General features: G+C 59.6%; 21 protein-coding genes and 1 pseudogene. 11 read left to right on the top strand and 11 right to left on the bottom strand.

Annotated elements, in window-relative coordinates:
• Window positions 1-132: 132 nt before the first annotated feature.
• The 3 genes from ACP7EE_RS11615 to ACP7EE_RS11605 are packed head-to-tail and all read left to right on the top strand — an operon-like array spanning window position 133 to window position 2,932.
• Window positions 133-1,158 (top strand): ABC transporter substrate-binding protein, encoded by a 1,026-nt coding sequence (locus tag ACP7EE_RS11615; RefSeq protein WP_426234610.1) that lies wholly within the window; start codon window positions 133-135, stop codon window positions 1,156-1,158.
• An 8-nt stretch (window positions 1,159-1,166) separates the two neighbouring features.
• A complete protein-coding gene (locus ACP7EE_RS11610; RefSeq protein ID WP_426234741.1) occupies window positions 1,167-2,171 on the top strand; it encodes a FecCD family ABC transporter permease in 1,005 nt (334 codons plus the stop codon).
• Window positions 2,168-2,932 (top strand): ABC transporter ATP-binding protein, encoded by a 765-nt coding sequence (locus ACP7EE_RS11605; RefSeq protein WP_426234609.1) that lies wholly within the window; start codon window positions 2,168-2,170, stop codon window positions 2,930-2,932. Before ACP7EE_RS11610 ends, ACP7EE_RS11605 begins: the two co-directional genes overlap by 4 nt.
• Here the strand turns inward: ACP7EE_RS11605 and ACP7EE_RS11600 are convergent, their stop codons facing one another.
• Window positions 2,933-3,436, bottom strand: a complete 504-nt coding sequence (locus ACP7EE_RS11600; RefSeq protein WP_426234608.1) for a GNAT family N-acetyltransferase — start codon at window positions 3,434-3,436, stop codon at window positions 2,933-2,935.
• Window positions 3,437-3,562: 126 nt separating this feature from the next.
• Here ACP7EE_RS11600 and chrA point away from each other — a divergent pair, with 126 nt between their 5' ends.
• Window positions 3,563-4,774 carry a chromate efflux transporter gene (gene chrA / locus ACP7EE_RS11595; RefSeq protein WP_426234607.1) on the top strand — a complete coding sequence of 404 codons (1,212 nt, stop codon included), beginning with the start codon at window positions 3,563-3,565 and terminating at the stop codon, window positions 4,772-4,774.
• 1 nt (window position 4,775) lies between these two features.
• Here the strand turns inward: chrA and ACP7EE_RS11590 are convergent, their stop codons facing one another.
• Window positions 4,776-5,156, bottom strand: coding sequence for a type 1 fimbrial protein (locus ACP7EE_RS11590; RefSeq protein WP_426234606.1), 381 nt, complete (start codon window positions 5,154-5,156; stop codon window positions 4,776-4,778).
• A gap of 100 nt (window positions 5,157-5,256) precedes the next feature.
• Window positions 5,257-5,493, bottom strand: coding sequence for a hypothetical protein (locus tag ACP7EE_RS11585; RefSeq protein ID WP_426201333.1), 237 nt, complete (start codon window positions 5,491-5,493; stop codon window positions 5,257-5,259).
• 300 nt (window positions 5,494-5,793) lie between these two features.
• On the opposite strand from ACP7EE_RS11585, the gene ACP7EE_RS11580 reads away from it, so the two are divergent.
• The 3 genes and pseudogenes from ACP7EE_RS11580 to ACP7EE_RS11570 form a co-directional block, all read left to right on the top strand.
• The gene (locus ACP7EE_RS11580) at window positions 5,794-6,366 is read left to right on the top strand and encodes an AAA family ATPase (RefSeq protein WP_426201335.1); all 573 of its coding nucleotides are present in this window, start codon (window positions 5,794-5,796) and stop codon (window positions 6,364-6,366) included.
• A gap of 29 nt (window positions 6,367-6,395) precedes the next feature.
• Window positions 6,396-7,235: a glutathione-dependent disulfide-bond oxidoreductase gene (gene yghU / locus ACP7EE_RS11575; RefSeq protein WP_426234605.1), complete on the top strand. Its 840-nt coding sequence runs from the start codon at window positions 6,396-6,398 to the stop codon at window positions 7,233-7,235.
• A gap of 41 nt (window positions 7,236-7,276) precedes the next feature.
• Window positions 7,277-7,414: pseudogene (locus tag ACP7EE_RS11570) on the top strand (NAD(P)-dependent alcohol dehydrogenase); the annotation flags it as partial.
• A 30-nt stretch (window positions 7,415-7,444) separates the two neighbouring features.
• On the opposite strand, the gene ACP7EE_RS11565 reads toward ACP7EE_RS11570, so the two are convergent.
• The gene (locus ACP7EE_RS11565; protein WP_426234740.1) at window positions 7,445-8,305 is read right to left on the bottom strand and encodes an AraC family transcriptional regulator N-terminal domain-containing protein; all 861 of its coding nucleotides are present in this window, start codon (window positions 8,303-8,305) and stop codon (window positions 7,445-7,447) included.
• A gap of 222 nt (window positions 8,306-8,527) precedes the next feature.
• On the opposite strand from ACP7EE_RS11565, the gene ACP7EE_RS11560 reads away from it, so the two are divergent.
• From ACP7EE_RS11560 to ACP7EE_RS11545, 4 genes are read left to right on the top strand one after another with little or no spacing between them, the layout of a single operon-like run.
• The gene (locus ACP7EE_RS11560) at window positions 8,528-9,550 is read left to right on the top strand and encodes an alpha/beta hydrolase (protein ID WP_426234604.1); all 1,023 of its coding nucleotides are present in this window, start codon (window positions 8,528-8,530) and stop codon (window positions 9,548-9,550) included.
• 58 nt (window positions 9,551-9,608) lie between these two features.
• The gene (locus tag ACP7EE_RS11555; protein ID WP_426234603.1) at window positions 9,609-10,820 is read left to right on the top strand and encodes an MFS transporter; all 1,212 of its coding nucleotides are present in this window, start codon (window positions 9,609-9,611) and stop codon (window positions 10,818-10,820) included.
• Window positions 10,821-10,850: 30 nt separating this feature from the next.
• Window positions 10,851-12,389 carry a cryptochrome/photolyase family protein gene (locus ACP7EE_RS11550; RefSeq protein WP_426234602.1) on the top strand — a complete coding sequence of 513 codons (1,539 nt, stop codon included), beginning with the start codon at window positions 10,851-10,853 and terminating at the stop codon, window positions 12,387-12,389.
• On the top strand, window positions 12,386-12,526 hold the full coding sequence (locus ACP7EE_RS11545; protein ID WP_420650267.1) for a DUF2256 domain-containing protein: 141 nt from the start codon (window positions 12,386-12,388) through the stop codon (window positions 12,524-12,526). The genes ACP7EE_RS11550 and ACP7EE_RS11545 overlap by 4 nt, the downstream gene beginning before the upstream one ends.
• Before the next feature lie 3 nt (window positions 12,527-12,529).
• Here ACP7EE_RS11545 and ACP7EE_RS11540 read toward each other — a convergent pair whose 3' ends face one another.
• From ACP7EE_RS11540 to ACP7EE_RS11510, 7 genes are all read right to left on the bottom strand, one after another.
• Window positions 12,530-12,964, bottom strand: coding sequence for an SRPBCC family protein (locus ACP7EE_RS11540; RefSeq protein ID WP_426234601.1), 435 nt, complete (start codon window positions 12,962-12,964; stop codon window positions 12,530-12,532).
• Window positions 12,965-13,038: 74 nt separating this feature from the next.
• Window positions 13,039-13,425: a nuclear transport factor 2 family protein gene (locus ACP7EE_RS11535; protein WP_426234600.1), complete on the bottom strand. Its 387-nt coding sequence runs from the start codon at window positions 13,423-13,425 to the stop codon at window positions 13,039-13,041.
• A 58-nt stretch (window positions 13,426-13,483) separates the two neighbouring features.
• Window positions 13,484-14,227 carry an SDR family oxidoreductase gene (locus ACP7EE_RS11530; RefSeq protein ID WP_426234599.1) on the bottom strand — a complete coding sequence of 248 codons (744 nt, stop codon included), beginning with the start codon at window positions 14,225-14,227 and terminating at the stop codon, window positions 13,484-13,486.
• Between the two features lie 39 nt (window positions 14,228-14,266).
• Entirely contained in the window at window positions 14,267-15,370 is a 1,104-nt protein-coding gene (locus ACP7EE_RS11525; RefSeq protein ID WP_426234598.1) for an alkene reductase, read from the bottom strand.
• Window positions 15,371-15,427: 57 nt separating this feature from the next.
• The gene (locus tag ACP7EE_RS11520) at window positions 15,428-16,009 is read right to left on the bottom strand and encodes a TetR/AcrR family transcriptional regulator (protein WP_426234597.1); all 582 of its coding nucleotides are present in this window, start codon (window positions 16,007-16,009) and stop codon (window positions 15,428-15,430) included.
• Window positions 16,010-16,084: 75 nt separating this feature from the next.
• On the bottom strand, window positions 16,085-17,344 hold the full coding sequence (locus ACP7EE_RS11515) for a cation:dicarboxylate symporter family transporter (protein WP_426201354.1): 1,260 nt from the start codon (window positions 17,342-17,344) through the stop codon (window positions 16,085-16,087).
• A 115-nt stretch (window positions 17,345-17,459) separates the two neighbouring features.
• A complete protein-coding gene (locus ACP7EE_RS11510) occupies window positions 17,460-17,885 on the bottom strand; it encodes a VOC family protein (RefSeq protein WP_426234596.1) in 426 nt (141 codons plus the stop codon).
• Between the last annotated feature and the right edge of the window lie 54 nt (window positions 17,886-17,939).

The following is a 17,939-nucleotide window of genomic DNA, read 5'->3' as shown; positions in this document are numbered from 1 at the left end:
GGGTGTCCGGGAAGGACATCGCTGCCGTGCGCAATCTTCTCGTTGACCGGCCCTACTCTGCTCCTGCGGCAGCGTTCGATGTGTTTCCAGTCCGTACCCCTGCTCCGTGTACGGTTCCAATGGAGATGCATCATGCTGCTGGCCCGCGTTACTGCGCTCATCACCGGACTTGGCGTCTGCGCCCTCGCCCACGCCGCCCCGACTCACTACCCGCTGACGCTGGAAAACTGCGGCAGCAGCCTGAATTTTCAGCATGCCCCGAGCGGCACCGTAACCGTCGGCCAGGCCGCTACCGAAATGCTTTACGCCTTGGATCTGGGCGACAAAGTCTTGGGCACTTCCGTCTGGTACAACGATGTGTTGGCCAAGTACCAAGCACAAGATCAGCGGATCGAACGGCTGGCCGACAACGAGCCGAGTTTCGAAGCGGTGATCGCCAAGCGCCCGCAACTGGTCGCGGTTGAGCTGGAATGGATGGTCGGCGCGCAAGGCGCGGTCGGCACGCGCGAGCAGTTTCACGAGTTGAAGATTCCTACCTACCTGATGCCTTCCGATTGTGAGGCGAAGAACAATCTGGTTGGCGCTGACGGCACACGTCTTGCGCCGTTCCACATCGACAGCATCTATAAAAGCGTCAGCCAATTCGCCGAGATTTTCGACGTGCAGGAGCGTGGCGACAAGCTCAACGCCGACCTCAAGGCCAGCCTCGCCAAATCGATCGCCACGGCTAAACAGCACGAGCACCAACATGAGCAACAACAGGCCAGCGCATTGGTCTGGTTCTCCAGTGCGGAGCTGGAGGTCGATCCGTTCGTGGCCGGACACAAGGGTGTTCCCGAGTTCATGCTCGAGACGCTTGGCGTGCACAACATCGTGCAGTCCGATGAAGAATGGCCAACCGTCGGCTGGGAAACCATCGCAAAGGCCAATCCGACCTTTCTGGTGATCGCACGCATGGATCGTCGTCGCTTCCCGGCGGACGACCATCAGAAGAAACTCGAGTTTCTGCGCAGCGACCCAGTGACCCGCAACATGGACGCGGTGAAGAACAACCGCATCATCATCCTCGACGCCATGGCCATGCAGGCCAGCCTGCGCATGTTCGATGGTCTGGAACAACTGGCCTCGGCCATCAACGGTTATGACCTGAGCAAATGACTGCGATCGTGTTACGAACCCTGCTCGCGCTCGGCGTTCTGCTGATTGCCGTACTCGCCGGAGTGTCCATCGGCGAAACCGCTATCGCGCCGGGCGTGGTGTTGCAGACGCTGGCCAACAAGCTGTGGGCGGCGGGTTATGCGCTCGATCCGATTGATCAGGGCATCGTCTGGAATTACCGTCTGACTCGCGCCTTGGTAGCGGCCGCGTGTGGCGCCGGACTCGCGACTTGCGGGGTGATCCTGCAATCGCTGCTGCGCAATCCGCTGGCCGATCCGTACCTGTTGGGAATCTCCGCTGGCGCCTCGACCGGCGCAGTGATGGTCACGCTGTTGGGCGTTGGCGCCGGTTTGATTTCATTGTCGGCGGGCGCGTTTGTCGGGGCCGTTGCGGCGTTCGGGCTGGTGATTCTGCTGGCGCGCGCCAGCGGCACCGCGAATGGCACCGGGCAGATTATTCTGGCCGGGATCGCTGGCTCACAGCTGTTCAATGCGCTCACCGCGTTTCTGATCACCAAGTCGGCCAGCTCCGAGCAGGCGCGCGGCATCATGTTCTGGCTGCTGGGCAACCTTAGCGGCGTGCGCTGGCCTTCGGTGTGGCTGGCAATGCCGGTGGCGGTGCTGGGGCTGGCTGTGTGTCTGTGGCATCGGCGGGCGCTGGATGCGTTTACCTTTGGTGCCGACTCGGCGGCTTCGCTGGGCATTCCGGTGCGTCGGGTGCAATTTGTGCTGATTGGTTGCGCGGCGCTGGTGACCGCAGTGATGGTGTCGATTGTCGGCTCGATCGGTTTTGTCGGTCTGGTGATTCCGCATGCCGCGCGGCTGATGCTCGGCACCAGCCACGGCCGGCTGCTGCCGGCGAGCGCGCTGGGCGGCGCACTGTTCCTGATCGCAGCGGATGTGTTGTCGCGCACCCTGATCAAAGGTCAGGTGATCCCGGTTGGCGTGGTGACGGCACTGGTCGGCGCGCCGGTGTTTGCGCTGATTCTGATCGTGCGCAGGAACGCGCGATGAGCGTACTCAGTTGCTCCGATCTGGCGTTCAGGGTGCGCGATGCCGAGTTGTTGAACGGCATCAATCTGCAGGTGCATCGCGGCGAAACGCTGGGCATTGTCGGGCCGAATGGTTCGGGTAAATCAACGTTGCTCAAACTGCTCGCCGGTATACGGACGCCGAGCGCTGGCGAGGTGCTGCTCGAGGGACAGCGTCTTGGCGTACTCTCGCGCCGAGACATCGCGCAACGTCTGGCAGTGGTCGAACAACAGGCCGATACCGACGATGCGATCCGCGTGTTCGATGCCGTCGCGCTCGGTCGCACACCGTGGCTGTCGGCCCTGAGCCCGTGGTCAGCCGCCGACGATGCAATCGTCCACCAGGCGCTTCACGATGTAGACGCCACGCACCTGAGCACCCGCACCTGGCGCAGCCTGTCCGGCGGCGAGCGCCAGCGCGTACACATCGCCCGAGCGCTGGCCCAGCGTCCGCAGATCCTGCTGCTCGACGAGCCGACCAATCACCTGGATATCCAGCATCAACTGGCGATTTTGAACGTGGTTCAAGCGTTGCCGGTGACCACGCTGATTGCGCTGCACGATCTCAATCAGGCGCTGACTTGTGACCGGTTGGCCGTGTTGGAACGCGGGCGTCTGGTAGCGCTGGGCAAACCGTTGGAAGTGCTGACGCCGCAACGTCTGCTCGACACCTTCGCGGTGCAGGCGCATTACCTGACCGATCCGTTCGACGGCGCGCAGATCCTGCGTTTGCGCTCGGTCTGATCAAGTTGGCAGACGACTCTCCATGTGGGTCGTCTGCCACACCGGATCGGCCTCTACGTCGATTACCTCAAACCCCTGCCGCAGCCAGAAATCAATCGCGCCCGGCAGGAACGGATGAGTGTGCAGATAGACCACCTCCACCCCGCTCTCCACCGCCTGCGCTTTCAACGCCCGATAGAGCTTGCCGGCCAATCCCGAACGACGAAACGCTGGCAGGACGAAAAGCCGCACCACTTCCACGACGTTCAGTGGCTGGTAATCAAACTGCGAAAAACGTCCGTCGTAGGGCAGATAGCCGATCGAGGCGACAATCCGTCCTCCGTCACGCGCGACCAGAAATGCGCCTTCGCCGCGCAAGTAAATTTCTTCAAATTTTTGCAGATCGACCGGGATTCCAGTCGCGCTGAGCTTCGGAAACAGCTCGGCGCGTGCTTGCAGCACAAATTCCAGAACCTCAGGAATGTCGGAGGCGCTCACGGCCTCGATGGTGGTTTTATCAGTCATGCACCCGCCATGATCGGTTGATTGAGATTGCCTTGTATCCACACTGAAACGTATGTTTCGCAAAATGCTATAGCAATTCTCTGTAACCAAGGCGTTCCCGGAGTTCATTTGACAGGGCGATCAGGCATGGCCAGTGACCGTTGCATCGATCGTAGAAACAGCGCGGCATCGGTGTTTCTGATTTTTCTGCGTCTGGGCCTGACGTCTTTCGGCGGTCCCGTCGCGCACCTCGGTTACTTTCGCGATGAATTCGTCACCAGACGGCGCTGGCTGAGTGAACGCAGCTACGCAGATCTCGTTGCGCTCTGCCAATTTCTGCCGGGGCCTGCGAGCAGTCAGGTCGGGATCGCCTTGGGCCTGTCACGCGCCGGCTACCGTGGCGCGCTGGCTGCCTGGGCCGGCTTCACCCTGCCCTCGGCCGTCGTGCTGATTGCGTTCGCGCTGGGCATTTCGCATTACGGTTCGGTGCTCTCGCCCGGCGCATTGCACGGCCTAAAAGTGGTCGCCGTTGCGGTGGTTGCGCAAGCGGTCTGGGGGATGGCGCGTCACCTGTGCACCGACGTGATGCGGGTCAGCATCATGATCATTGCGGCGTGCGTTGCCTTGTTTGCACCGTCAGCATTGGGACAGATCAGCGTGATTGTCGGCGCGGGCATTTTGGGAGTGCTGATATTCAAACCGGGGCAGATTGCCGAGCATGAGCCGCTGCCGATCATGATCAGCCGGCGTGCGGGCGCGATCTGGCTTGCGTTGTTTTTCGTATTGCTGGCGGGGTTGCCACTGCTTGCCTACGCGCTGCCCAATCAGACTTTCGCCGTGGTCGACGCCTTCTATCGCGCAGGGGCACTGGTGTTTGGCGGAGGGCACGTGGTGTTGCCACTGCTGCAAGCGCAGGTGGTGCAACCCGGTTGGGTCAGCAACGAGGTTTTCCTCGCCGGTTACGGCGCGGTGCAAGCCATGCCCGGGCCCTTGTTCACGTTTTCGGCATTCCTTGGCGCATCGATGAGTACCGCTCCATCTGGCTGGCTCGGTGGTCTGATCTGCCTGCTGGCGATCTTCGCGCCGTCGTTTTTGCTGATCATGGGTGCGTTGCCGTTCTGGGAGCAATTACGTCGCAACCGGCGTACGCAGTCCGCCCTTGCCGGGGTGAATGCGGCGGTGGTCGGGCTGCTGCTGGCGGCGCTGTATCAGCCGGTCTGGACCAGTGCGATCGTTCAGGTGCAAGACTTTGGCCTCGCACTGCTCGCCCTCGTGGCGCTGATGTTCTGGAAGCTCCCGCCGTGGCTGGTGGTCGTCACAAGCGGGATATTGGGGTGGGGTTTAAGCGTTGTGGCATGAGTCACGGCGAAGTCAGTGTCACCACGTAATTTCCCGAGCGGATCGGTTTTCCAGCGCCGTCGACCAACTGATACTGCTGGTCAGAGTAGCGAGTACCTTCGCCACTCTCGGCGATCAGTCTGACATTGACTGCGGAACGATCCAGCGCCGTGACCGAACGCACGGGCTCGACGCTGCGCGCACTGACAGCGCCGCCACGCGCCGGGGTTGCGCAGCCGTTGAGTTCGAAGGTCGAACTTGTCCCGGCGTTAAACGTACAACCCGGCTCCACGATGCTGCCGGTGAAATGGATGACACCCTGGCTGGACGGGGTCGCCGCCAGACAGCTTCCACTCAGTGCGGATAACAGGCTGATACCGACCGACAGACGATTCAAGTTCATAGCCAACACTCCGTGAGGTATATGGAGTGCATCGACAGGTTTGCCCAGAAACTTGAGTCTTTTAATGTTGTTTGTTGGAAACGGTTAACGGCACGTCAAGTCAAGCCGGGTGACCGACCACCTGGATCTGCGTCAGCCCCATCAGCTCAGCCTGCTCCAGAATCTCCTCCGGCGTTGCGTCCGCACTCGGCATGATCAGACTGTTTTCGCCATCCCCGAAATGCAGTTGCAACAGGTGCATCGCCGCTTCGTGGTCGGACAATTCAGTAGGTTCCAGCTCAAAAGAATGCGTGCGCGGTTCGCCGTTGAACAGGTATTCGACAGTGACATTGTGCATGGGATGGATCCTCGTGAAGGGAAGAGAGCAACTGAATATGCTGACTTGATGGTCAGCGTTTTAGTTCAGCTGCTATGTTTGCGCTCTTCGATATTCCGGCGTGAGCCGCACGACCTTGAGACGCCTATGATGATGCGCAAACCGCTTGTACAGATTGATGTGAGCAAGGAATATCCAGCGCTCGTTCCCGATCTGGTGTTCGACTAAAGGCTTTTTGCATATGTTTAACCGCAGGCAAGCGCTTTAGCAGTTCATCCAAAACCGGCACAATCTCCGGCTTTTTCAAGACAGGAAAGCTTCATGCAACGGATTGTGATTCTGGGCAACGCGGGCAGCGGCAAATCCACCCTCGCCCGCGCGCTCGGCAAGCGTCTGGACCTGCCGGTCATACACCTCGACACGCTGTTCTGGGAACCCGGCTGGGTCGAACCCGACGCTGAGCAATTTCGCGCAAGGGTTCGCGAAGCAATCGCCGCCGATAACTGGGTGTGTGAAGGCAACTATGCGCGGCGCACCTTCGAGTTGCGCCTGCCGCGTGCCGACCTGATTATCTGGCTCGACACCCCGCGGCTTACCTGTTTCTGGCGGGTGATCGTGCGCAGCGTCATGAACCGCCCTCGCGCGGATCTTGCCGCTGGTTGCACAGAGAAACTCGACCGGGAATTCCTGACCTTTCTCAAGTTCGTGTGGACTTTTGATCGTGGCTATCGGCCGGGCATCGACGCAGTGCGCTTGGCCGTCGGCCCCGACGTTCCCGTAGTGCATTTACGCGGTACTGGGCAAATCGCGGCGTTTGTCGCGAGCTTGCCGGCTGCTGATTTCATCAATGACCCCTTGTCCGCCCCACAATCAACCGACAGAATCGGCGCCTAGCCCAGCAAGCAACCGATGAGGTCTGTGTCATGAGCAAAGCGTCTTACGTTCCGCCGCAAGTCTGGAAAAACGACGCGCCGTCTGGCGGTCAGTTCGCCAACATCAATCGCCCGACTGCCGGGCCGACGCATGAAAAGACTCTGCCGGTTGGCAAGCAGCCGTTGCAGCTGTATTCGCTGGCCACACCGAATGGCGTGAAAGTCACGATCCTGCTCGAAGAGCTGTTGGCGCTGGGGCATAGCGAGGCCGAGTACGACGCCTGGCTGATCCGTATCGGCGAGGGTGATCAGTTTTCCAGCGGCTTCGTCGAGATCAATCCGAATTCGAAGATTCCGGCGTTGCTCGATCGCAGCGTCGAGCCGGCGATTCGCGTGTTCGAATCGGGCGCGATTCTGCTGTATCTCGCGGAGAAGTTCGGCGCATTCCTGCCAACCGATCCGGCCGGTCGTACCGAAACTTTGAACTGGCTGTTCTGGCAAATGGGCGCCGCACCCTATCTGGGCGGCGGCTTCGGGCACTTCTATGCGTACGCGCCGGACAAGCTTGAGTACCCGATCAACCGCTTTACCATGGAAACCAAACGTCAACTGGATGTATTGGATCGACGCCTCGGCGAAAGTCGTTACCTGGCGGGCGACAGTTACAGCATCGCCGACATCGCGGTCTGGCCGTGGTACGGGCAACTGATTCGCAACAATGTCTACTCGGCGGCGGAGTTTCTCTCGGCGCACGAGTACACGCACCTGCAGCGCTGGGCCGAAGAAATTGCCAAGCGGCCGGCGGTGATTCGCGGTCAGCGCGTCAATCGCACGTGGGGCGATGAGGCGAGTCAGGTGCCCGAGCGGCATGAAGCTGCAGATCTGGATTAAATCCCTGCTGATGTCTCACACCTCGCCTGCGTGATTGTGCCCATTTCTGCGCCGAGCACGGCATCGTGTCGGATATCGAACTGATTCGCGCGGATCAGATCAACGAATCCTACGAGCGCCTGCTCAAGGGCGATGTGAAGTATCGCTTCGTGATTGATAACGCGACGCTGGCTGGATAACCCTCCGCGATGCCCACCTGCGGGTGGGCATCAAACCCCGCGCAACGCTTCGATATCGCGCTTCGGCGCCGCCCCGAACAGCCGACTGTACTCGCGGCTGAATTGCGACGGACTTTCATAACCGACCTTGAACGCCGCCGTTGACGCATCCTGATGCTCGACCAGCATCAGTCGCCGCGCCTCATTCAGACGCAGCCATTTCTGGTACTGCAACGGGCTCATGGCGGTCAGTTGGCGGAAGTGGTGATGGAAGGTTGGCGCGCTCATCTGCACCCGTGCGGCCAGTTCTTCGATGCGTACCGGTGAGGTGTAATTGACTTTCAGCCAGTCGATGGCTTTGGCGATCCGGTAGCCCTGACCGTCGACGGCGATGATTTGCCGCAGCCGCCCCGCCTGATCGCTTTGCAGCAGACGATAGTGAATCTCGCGCTGGATCAGCGGTGCGAGCACCGGGATCGCTTCGGGTTCATCGAGCAGTGCCAGCAGCCGCTCGAATGACCTCAGCATATCGACAGTGACCGTGCCGATACCCACGCCTTTGGCAACCGCTCGCTCGCGGGCCGGCGGCGTTTCACTCTGCGCCACCAGCTCGACGAGCATGCGCAGGTCGAGTTTGAACGTCAGCCCCAGACACGGCTGCTCCGGACTGGCCACCAGCACCTCGGAATTTGCCGGCAGGTTCAACGACGTGACCAGAAACCGCGAGGTGTCGTAGGGATACCCCTCGCCGCCGACCCACAGCTGCTTCTCGCCTTGGGCCACCAGAATGATGCTCGGCTCGACCATGCACACCACCGGCGCTGATGGCTGTTCGCGGCGGAAGAAGCCAAGTCCGGCAATCGGCATCGGGAAGTCACCCGGTTCTGCAACGCGCCCGGCAATGGTCTGCATCAGCGCTTGCTGGAGCGCGATGTGCTGAGTAGTGATTTCGTGCTGGCTGGCCATATTCGTTCAATCCCTCTTTGCCTGAACTCTAACGCCCCCGCGCACATGCGTCGCGCTAAACACTCAAGACTCATAGGATCAGGCAAGCAATCCAGCGCATTGCACTACGGCACGCCTGGCGTGGGCGGGAGAATGTTGGCTCGCCCACTCACTCGAAAGGATTTACCCGTGAAAGGAATTTTGCTGGCCCTCGGGCTGCTTGTGACCTCGTTTTCTTCAATGGGAGCCGATATGTCAAACGGTGCCGATAACTTCTACAAAAGCGCCAAGGTGAACGTGGAAAAAGTCACCTTCAATAACCAGTACGGTATGCAGGTCGCGGGCAATCTGTTCACCCCGAAAGGCCTGAAATCCGACTCGAAAAACGCCGCTATCATCGTCGGTCATCCGATGGGCGCAGTGAAGGAACAAAGTGCCAACCTGTACGCCACCAAAATGGCCGAGCAAGGCTTTGTCACCTTGTCGCTGGACTTGTCGTTCTGGGGCGCCAGTGCCGGTACGCCGCGTCAGGCCGTGTCGCCGGATATCTACGCCGAAGACTTCAGCGCCGCCGTGGATTTCCTCGGCACTCGACCACTGGTTGATCCCCAGCGTATCGGCGTGATCGGCATCTGCGGCAGTGGCAGCTTCGCCATCAGTGCGGCGAAGATCGATCCGCGTATGAAAGCCATTGCCACCGTGAGCATGTACGACATGGGCGCAGCCAACCGCAACGGCCTCAAGCACTCGGTGACACTGGCCCAGCGTCAGAAAATCATTGCTGAAGCAGCCGCGCAGCGTGATGTGGAATTCCAGGGCGGCGCGGTGCGCTACACCGGCGGCACGCCGCTGCAACTGACCGGCAATGCCATCGGCGATGAGTTTTACGACTTCTATCGCACCCCGCGCGGCGAAGTCACTCCGGCCGGCGCCTCGGCGCAGACCACCACCATGCCGACGCTGACCAGCAACGTGAAGTTCATGAACTTCTATCCGTTCAACGATATCGAGAGCATTTCGCCGCGGCCAATGCTGTTCATCGCCGGCGCTGCGGCGCACTCGCGTGAGTTCAGCGAGGACGCCTTCGAGCGCGCCGCCGAGCCTAAAGAGCTGGTGATCGTTCCGGGCGCCGGGCACGTGGATCTTTACGATCGGGTCGAGCTGATTCCGTTCGCCAAGTTGACTGCGTTTTTCAAAACTCACCTGAAGTAGCCTGATCGCGGCCTCGCTCGCGAGGCCGCGACGCTTCACGCAATACAGGATTCAAACCATGACCCAGTCCCCTCTCACAGCGCCCGGGCATTCCTGGGGCGCGGTCTTCGCCATGTCACTGGCCGCATTTGTGCTGGTGGCGTCCGAGTTCATGCCGGTCAGCCTGCTGACGCCGATCGCGGCGGATCTGCACGTCACTGAAGGACAGGCCGGCCAGGGCATTTCCGTGTCGGGCGTATTTGCCTTGTTCACCAGTCTGTTGATCCCGCTGGTCGCCGCGCGGGTCGGGCGCAAAGCGCTGCTGGTGTCGTTGGCCGTGCTGATGATCTTGTCCGGAACGGTGGTAGCGTTCGCGCCCAATTACACAATATTCATGCTTGGCCGTGCGCTGATCGGCGTAGCCATCGGTGGGTTCTGGTCGCTGTCGGCGGCGACGGCCATGCGCCTGGTACCTGATGATCAGGTGACGCGGGCGATGGCCATCGTCAATGGCGGCAACGCACTGGCGACGGTGGTTGCAGCGCCGCTGGGCAGCTTCCTCGGTTCGCTGATCGGCTGGCGCGGCGCGTTCTTTTGCGTGGTGCCGATGGGGCTGATCGCCACGGTCTGGCTGTTGTTCAGCCTGCCGGCAATGAAAGCCCAGGTCAGTACTGCTAGCGCCAATGTCTTCCGGTTGATGAAGAGCGGACCCGTCGCACTGGGCATGATTGCCGTCAGCGTGTTTTTCATGGGCCAGTTCATGCTGTTCACCTACCTGCGACCGTTCCTGGAAACCGTCACTCACGTCAGCGTTTCCATGTTGTCGCTGATGTTGCTGGTGTTGGGATTGGCCGGGCTTGCCGGGACGTTCCTGATTGAAGCTTTCATCAAAAAAGGCCTGCAGCGGACGTTGATCGTGATCCCAATGTTGATGGCGGTGATCGCCATGGCGCTGGTCGCGTTCGGCAGCTCGGCGCTGATCACCACGGTATTGCTGGGCTTGTGGGGACTCGTCGCGACCGCCGCGCCGGTTGGCTGGTGGACGTGGCTGGCGAGGACCTTGCCGGACGACGCCGAAGCGGGCGGCGGGCTGATGGTGGCAATCATCCAGTTGGCGATTGCTTCGGGCGCGACCCTTGGCGGGTTGGTTTTCGATACCAGCGGCTACCGTGCAACGTTCGAATTGAGTGCGGTTTTGCTCGGCGTAGCCGCTGTTCTGGCGTTGATCGCCGGACGCGCCGCAACAACGGCATTGAGGCGCGTGGAGTTTGCAGGCGAAAATAGTGTCTAGACCTCATGGTCACCTATTGGATTGAGCTAAATGAACGCGATTCGCCGTCTGTGCCTGGTTCTCGGCGACCAGTTATCGTTTGATCTGGCTTGCTTGCAGGGGTTGGATGCCGAGCGCGACAGGGTGTTGTTGGTGGAGGTCATGGAGGAAGCCAGCCATGTGCCGCACCATCCGCAGAAGATCGTGCTGATCTTCAGTGCCATGCGCCATTTTGCCAAAGAACTGCGCCAGCAGGGTTTTCAGGTGCAGTACGTCACCCTCGATGACCCGCAAAACACCGGTTCGGTGCCCGGCGAGTTACAGCGCTGGCAGGCGCAGACGCGCGCTGAAGAAGTGCACGTAACCGAGTGCGGCGACTGGCGGCTGGAGCAATCGATGAAGGATTGTGGCCTGTCGATCGAGTGGCACGCTGACAGCCGTTTCCTGTGTAGCCGTGACGAATTCGCTGCCTGGGCCAAGGACAAGAAGCAACTGCGCATGGAGTTCTTCTATCGCGAGATGCGTCGCAAAAGCAGGCTTTTGCTCAACGGCGACGGTACGCCGGTCGGCGGCGCGTGGAACTTCGATGCGGACAATCGCAAGGCATTGCCCAAGGGCGTGAAGGCGCCCTACCCCGTACGTTTCTCGGCAGATTCGATTACTCGCGAAGTGATCACGCTAGTCAAAGAGCGCTTCGCCAATCACTACGGCGCCGTGGGCAATTTCGACTACCCGGTGACCCACGCCGAGGCTCAAGAACTGTGGGCGTATTTTCTGGATTACGGGCTGGCGGGATTTGGCGACTATCAGGACGCGATGGCCAGCAACGAGCCGTTCCTGTTTCACGCACGCATCAGCGCCGCGCTGAATATCGGCCTGCTGGATTTGCGTCAGGTATGCAGCGACGTCGAGTCTGCCTACTGGTCGGGTGGTGTGCCTTTGAATGCCGCTGAAGGCTTCATCCGCCAGTTGATCGGCTGGCGTGAATACGTGCGCGGCGTGTACTGGCTGAAGATGCCCGATTACGCCAATGGCAACGTGTTCGGCAACAGCCGCGCGCTGCCGGAGTTCTACTGGACCGCTGAGACCAAGATGAACTGCATGCGCCAAGCGATCGGCCAGAGTCTGGAATTCGCCTACGCGCATCACATCCAGCGATTGATGGTGACGGGCAACTTTGCCCTGCTCGCCGGCATTGCGCCGAGCGAGATCTGCGAATGGTATCTGGCGATCTACATGGACGCCTTCGACTGGGTCGAACTGCCCAATACGCTGGGCATGGTCATGCACGCCGATGGCGGCTACCTCGGCTCCAAGCCTTATTGCGCCAGCGGCCAGTACATCAAACGCATGTCGAATTACTGCGGCGACTGCGCGTACAAAGTCACCGAAAGCACTGCTGACAACGCCTGCCCGTTCAATTCCCTGTACTGGCATTTCCTGATGCGCCACGGCGACCTACTGCGCAGCAATCAGCGCATGGGCATGCTCTACAAAAACCTTGATCGTATGACCGAGGCCAAGCAGCAAGCGCTGTGGCAACGCGGGCAGATGCTGCTGGCGAAACTGGACGCCGGGGAGGCGCTTTGAAGAAAAGCGAACTCCCGGTCAAAACCTGCGTGGTCTGCGGGCTACCCTTTGCGTGGCGCAAGAAATGGGCGCGCTGTTGGGACGAGGTGCGTTATTGCTCGGAGCGTTGCCGCCGGCAGAAAGGTTCGGTGCAGTAAGGCTCACGACGTCGCGAGGAATTCCTGAAGACTGTTGTGACCGTCCACAATCAGTCCACGGATCAGCGCTTCATAGTGCTGCGCAGTCGCCAGATCGCGCACATCGAAGCTGGCCGACCATTTGATAAAGGATTTTGCCTGGCCGGTGAGTGGCTCAAGCTTCACCGTGGCCACGTAGTTATCCAGCGGGAGCGGCGCTTCTTCGAAGCGGTACGACAGCGTCAGATTCCGATCATCAACTGCCAGTAAACGCTCTCTGACAATCGCGCCATCGGTCAATACCAGTTTGCGCACGCAACCGACGATTGCCTCAGGCTGATCGCCCTCAATCGTGCTTTGCACAATTGATGGATGCCATTTGTGGATTTCGCCAAACTGCTTCAACACGCTCCATGCGTGTCCTGCTTCACTGTCCAGGACAGCGGAAAACTCGACCATCGGCACTGTGATTTCCTCTTGATTAATCAGGCGTGAAAGCCACCCCGGCGGACTTTCCACCGGGGCGACCGGAATCAGTTTTCGAACTGGTGATAAACCTTGGCGATGACTTCCCAGCTGCCGTCGATTTTGATCAGGGTCAAGTAATCGTTGTAGTCGGCGCCGATGGCGTCCTGCTCCATATCAACGCGTACCACAGCGGTGGTTGGCGTGATCGCCAGCACGTCGAGTCGGGTTGTGATGTTGGCGGCTTTGCCATTGCTGTCGACAAAATCGAACAGGTTCTTGATCGGGCCACCGAGCAGTTGGCCATTGGTGAAACCGTACATCACGGCGTCTTGGTGGAAGGCTTTGGCGATATCGGCGGAGCTACCGACGCGCAGGCCTTCGACGTATTGATTGGCGGTGGCGATGACCGCGTTGTAGTCAGCGGTGGTGACGGCTTTGATGTTCTTCGACATAGTGGTTTCCTTTGGGTGAGCACTCGGAATTGAGTGCTGAAGTGATGGCTGACGATGCTTACCAGTTCTGGCGCGTCGGCGAGATGATCAGGTCGTTGACCGTTACGTTTTCCGGTTGGTTGAGCGCATAGATCACGGCGCGCGCAATGTCATCCGGCGCGATGGCGATTTTGTTCAGTTCCTGCGCGGCTTTGCGCCCTTCGGGATCGCTGACCTTGTCGGCCCAACCGGTGTTGATCACGCCGGGGCTGACGGTGTTGACGCGAATGCCGTGCTGCACGCCGAGCTCTTTGCGCATCGACTCGGTCATGGCCTGGACGAAGAATTTGGTAGCGCTGTAGACGCCCGCCGCTGGCCCGACCTGATGGCCGGCCACGGAGTCCATGTTGAGGATCTGCCCGGACTTCTGTTCCAGCATGAACGGCAGCACGCCGGCGATGGCGTTGAGATAGCCTTTGATGTTCACGTCGATCATCTTGTCCCAGTCCTGCACCGCCAGATCGACCCAGTTGGAGAACAGCATCAGGCCGGCGTTGTTGACCAGAATGTCGACGGCGCCGTAGGTTTCGTGGGCAAACTGCGCCAGCGCGCTGGTCTGCTCCGGCCGGGTCACGTCGGTGGTGAACGCGACCACGTCGTGGCCCGCTTCGCACAGCTCGGCGACAAACGCTTCGAGTCCTTGCTGATCAAGCGCAGCGGCCACGACGCGCACGCCATGTGCAGCCAGCGCGCGAGTCGTAGCGGCACCAATGCCGGAGGACGCGCCGGTGACGATGGCGACTTTGTTTTGCAGATAATTCATGTTCAATGTCTCTTCGCGGTGAATTCTGATCGGCCCGACTCAGGCAGCAGCGTTCGGCCAGTCGGTGTAACCCTTGGCGCCGCCGCCGTAGTAGCTCTCACGCGGGGCGATGGTCAGCTCGATGCCGCGACGCAGTCGTTGCACCAGATCCGGGTTGGAGATGAACAGGCGACCGAATGCCACCGCGTCGATGCGGCCCTGCGCCCGACGCTCCAGCGCCATGTCCAGGTCGTAGTTGTTGTTGCCGATGAACGCCCCTTCGAACTGCGCGCTCAGTGCGTCCAGATCCACGCCTTCCGGCACGGTGCGCGAGGTGGCAGTGGCGCCTTCGACAAAGTGCAAATAGGCCAGATTGAAGCGATTGAGCTGCTGGATCAGATAGCCGTAAGTCGCCATGACATTGCTGTCGGGCGGCGTATTTCCCGCATCCGGGGTCACTGGCGAAAGACGGATGCCGACCCGATCACTGCCCCAGATCTCAACAACGGCCTCGGTGACTTCCAGCGTCAGACGTGTGCGGTTTTCAATCGAACCGCCGTATTGGTCAGTGCGCTGATTGGTCGAATCGCGCAGAAACTGGTCAAGCAGATAACTATTGGCGGAGTGCACTTCCACGCCATCGAAACCGGCGCGTTTAGCATTTTCGGCCGCGTGTCTGTACTGCTCGATGATGCCGGGGATTTCCGAGGTTTCCAGGGCGCGCGGCATTGATACTTCAACGAAGCCGTTTTCGGTGTAGGTGCTGCCCTCGGCTTTGATCGCCGACGGAGCCACCGGCGATTCGCCGTTCGGTTGCAACTCGACGCTGGAAAAGCGCCCGACATGCCACAGTTGGCTGACGATTTTGCCGCCCGCCGCGTGGACCGCGTCGGTGACTTTTTTCCAGCCTGCGACTTGCTCCTCGGTCCAGATGCCCGGCGTTTTGGCATAGCCACGGCCTTGCGCCGAAATGTTTGTGGCTTCGGCAATGATCAGGCCGGCGCTGGCCCGCTGGGCGTAATAAGTGGCGTGCAGTTCGTTGGGCACGCCGTCTTCGGCCATGCGGCTACGTGTCACGGGAGCCATCACGATGCGGTTGGCCAATTGCAGCGCGCCCATCTGCGTCGGCGCGAAAAGATCGGTGTTGCGACTGTTATCAATCATGTTGAATTCCTCAAATATTAGACCGGTCGTCTAGTTAACCGGTTAAAAAAAACGCCTCTATACCAGCAGGCGTTTGCTCGTGATCAGTGCGGTTTCAAACGGGTCGGTGGTCTTCTTGACCTTGACCAGCAACGAAGCACCCAGCCAGAGCTGATAGAGCGATTCGGCTAACGAAGCCGCATCCTGGGTCGTTGTCACAGAGCCGTCCGCCATGCCCTGTCCAACACAGCGTTCGATACGCTGGATGATCAGCGCGGTGCCTTCCTCCAGCACCGTGCGCATGTCTTCGGACAAGTCGCAGACTTCAGCACCGAGTTTCACCACCAGGCATTTCTCCTCGGGGTGATCAAACGCCTGGGTCTTGGCCCAATAGTTCAAGTAGCCCAACAGCCGCTCGGCGCCAGTGCCCTCTGCCGCCATGACGATGTCGACACGGCCGATGTACTCCTGAAAGTATTCTTCGAGCAGCGCCTGACCGAATTCCTCTTTCGAACGGAAGTAGTGATAGAACGACCCCTTAGGCACGCCGGCGGTTGTCAGCACTTCCGACAAGCCGACGGCGGTGTAGCCTTTGTTGGTCATCAGCGACTTGGCCACATCGATGATGTGCTGTCGCATGTCTTGGATAGGTTTCTTCATGGGGAAGCAGCCTATACAAAACTAGACCGGTCGTCTAGCAACTCGTGCCGTCACCTGACGAAGTGACCTGGAACATTAGACTTTTTGCACTGCCGATATCGTTGACGAAGGCTCTAACGCCGCCCTCTCCCACTTCGCAATCACCAACGGTGCAACCGCATTACCCAGCACGTTCAGCGTCGTGGTGCCGCTGTCGATGATGCGGAAGATGCCCGCGATCAGTGCCACACCCTCCAATGGCAGACCGGCAGACGCCAGCGTTGCCGACAAAATAATGATGGCAAAACCAGGCACTCCGGCAGCGCCTTTGGAGGTCAGCACCATCGTCACCACCAGCAGAATCTGCTGCGAAAGTGACAGGTCGATGCCATACAGCTGAGCGACAAAAATCGTCGCCACGCCGAGGAAAATTGACGCCCCATCAAGGTTGAACGCATAGCCCACCGGCACCACAAAACTGACGATCCGGCGCGGCACGCCATAACTTTCCAGTTTGCTCATCAACTGCGGCATGACTGCTGCGGAAGCGGCGCTCGAGAACGCCAGAATCAGCTCGTTGCGAAAGTATTTGATCAACTTGAAGATGTTCTCGCCGATCAGATAACAGATCCCGCCGAGCACCACCACGGCGAACACAACCAGCGCCAGATAAACCACACCGATCAATTTGAGCAGCGGCAATAGCGAGGCAAAACCAAAGGTCGCGACCGTCGCGCCGATCATGCCGAACACACCAATCGGCGCGTAGGCCATAACGATCGACACCACTTTGAACATCGCATCGGAAATGCCCTGCACCACCGCTACCACAGGCGCGCTTTTCTCCCTTGGCAGCGCATTCAATGCCATGCCAAACAACACCGCGAAGAACAGTACCGAAAGCAACTTCGCTTCCGACATCGCCACAAACACGTTATCAGGGACTATGTTCTGCACGATCACCAAGGCGCCCTTTGAAGGCTCCATGGTTATCGACGCAGCGCTATGGGTAATACCGGAAATATCAGTCCCGCTGCCAGGCTCGAAGATGTTCGCAAAAACCAGGCCCAGCACAATCGCCAGCCCGGTGATCGCAAAGAAGTAGCCTAACGACTTGGCGCCCATGCGGCCGAACGACTTGTTATCACCGCCACCTGCAATGCCGAGAATCATGCAACAGAACACGATCGGCACCACCACCATCTTCATCATCTTGATGAAGATGTCGCCCAACGGTTTGAGAATTTCCGCGCTGACCCACGATTGATACTGCGGATGCGTATTGAAATACCAACCGACGAACACGCCGAGCAACAGCCCGGCAACGATTTGCCACACCAAGGGAATACGTTTCATGTCTAGCCTTCTTGTTGGAATGAAAGGTCTGCGTTAATGGCAGTTGCTAGAGTCATGAGCTTCCAGCTCACTTGAGATCAAATGGCACAACAGGGTTGTGCCATGGGTACTGCGGTTATTTGGCGAACAGTTGGCCCATATCCTTGAAGGCCTTGAATTCAAGCGCGTTGCCGCACGGGTCGAACAAGAACATGGTGGCTTGTTCGCCGACCTGGCCTTTGAAACGGATGTAGGGCTCGATGACAAACTCGGTGCCGAAAGACTTCAGGCGTTCCGCCAGTGCTTCCCATTCGGCCCAGCCCAGAATGATCCCGAAGTGCGGAACCGGGACGTCATGCCCATCGACCGGGTTGCTATGGACGCTTTCCTGCGAGGCGGTTTTCGGATGTTCGTGAATCACCAGTTGATGGCCGTAAAAGTCGAAGTCGACCCACTGATTGCTGGAACGACCTTCTTCCAGACCGAACACTTCACCGTAAAAGGTGCGCGCAGCTGCGAGGTCGTAAACCGGTATTGCGAGGTGGAAAGGCGAGAGGCTCATCAGAACTCCAGGGCGATATTGTTGTTGGTGGATGACAGGCCCATCCTAGGCCGG

This window comes from Pseudomonas sp. TWP3-2, from assembly GCF_049897765.1.
In the GTDB taxonomy this organism is placed as follows: domain Bacteria; phylum Pseudomonadota; class Gammaproteobacteria; order Pseudomonadales; family Pseudomonadaceae; genus Aquipseudomonas.
This window is presented reverse-complemented; position numbering and strand designations above follow the sequence as displayed.

Excerpts from the sequence above, each read along its gene's own strand:
- ACP7EE_RS11615 (WP_426234610.1), top strand. The coding sequence starts at position 133 with ATGCTGCTGGCCCGCGTTACTGCGCTCATCACCGGACTTGGCGTCTGC.
- ACP7EE_RS11605 (WP_426234609.1), top strand. The coding sequence starts at position 2,168 with ATGAGCGTACTCAGTTGCTCCGATCTGGCGTTCAGGGTGCGCGATGCC.
- ACP7EE_RS11600 (WP_426234608.1), bottom strand. The coding sequence starts at position 3,436 with ATGACTGATAAAACCACCATCGAGGCCGTGAGCGCCTCCGACATTCCT.
- chrA (WP_426234607.1), top strand. The coding sequence starts at position 3,563 with ATGGCCAGTGACCGTTGCATCGATCGTAGAAACAGCGCGGCATCGGTG.
- ACP7EE_RS11590 (WP_426234606.1), bottom strand. The coding sequence starts at position 5,156 with ATGAACTTGAATCGTCTGTCGGTCGGTATCAGCCTGTTATCCGCACTG.
- ACP7EE_RS11585 (WP_426201333.1), bottom strand. The coding sequence starts at position 5,493 with ATGCACAATGTCACTGTCGAATACCTGTTCAACGGCGAACCGCGCACG.
- ACP7EE_RS11580 (WP_426201335.1), top strand. The coding sequence starts at position 5,794 with ATGCAACGGATTGTGATTCTGGGCAACGCGGGCAGCGGCAAATCCACC.
- yghU (WP_426234605.1), top strand. The coding sequence starts at position 6,396 with ATGAGCAAAGCGTCTTACGTTCCGCCGCAAGTCTGGAAAAACGACGCG.
- ACP7EE_RS11565 (WP_426234740.1), bottom strand. The coding sequence starts at position 8,305 with ATGCAGACCATTGCCGGGCGCGTTGCAGAACCGGGTGACTTCCCGATG.
- ACP7EE_RS11555 (WP_426234603.1), top strand. The coding sequence starts at position 9,609 with ATGACCCAGTCCCCTCTCACAGCGCCCGGGCATTCCTGGGGCGCGGTC.
- ACP7EE_RS11550 (WP_426234602.1), top strand. The coding sequence starts at position 10,851 with ATGAACGCGATTCGCCGTCTGTGCCTGGTTCTCGGCGACCAGTTATCG.
- ACP7EE_RS11540 (WP_426234601.1), bottom strand. The coding sequence starts at position 12,964 with ATGGTCGAGTTTTCCGCTGTCCTGGACAGTGAAGCAGGACACGCATGG.
- ACP7EE_RS11535 (WP_426234600.1), bottom strand. The coding sequence starts at position 13,425 with ATGTCGAAGAACATCAAAGCCGTCACCACCGCTGACTACAACGCGGTC.
- ACP7EE_RS11530 (WP_426234599.1), bottom strand. The coding sequence starts at position 14,227 with ATGAATTATCTGCAAAACAAAGTCGCCATCGTCACCGGCGCGTCCTCC.
- ACP7EE_RS11525 (WP_426234598.1), bottom strand. The coding sequence starts at position 15,370 with ATGATTGATAACAGTCGCAACACCGATCTTTTCGCGCCGACGCAGATG.
- ACP7EE_RS11520 (WP_426234597.1), bottom strand. The coding sequence starts at position 16,009 with ATGAAGAAACCTATCCAAGACATGCGACAGCACATCATCGATGTGGCC.
- ACP7EE_RS11515 (WP_426201354.1), bottom strand. The coding sequence starts at position 17,344 with ATGAAACGTATTCCCTTGGTGTGGCAAATCGTTGCCGGGCTGTTGCTC.
- ACP7EE_RS11510 (WP_426234596.1), bottom strand. The coding sequence starts at position 17,885 with ATGAGCCTCTCGCCTTTCCACCTCGCAATACCGGTTTACGACCTCGCA.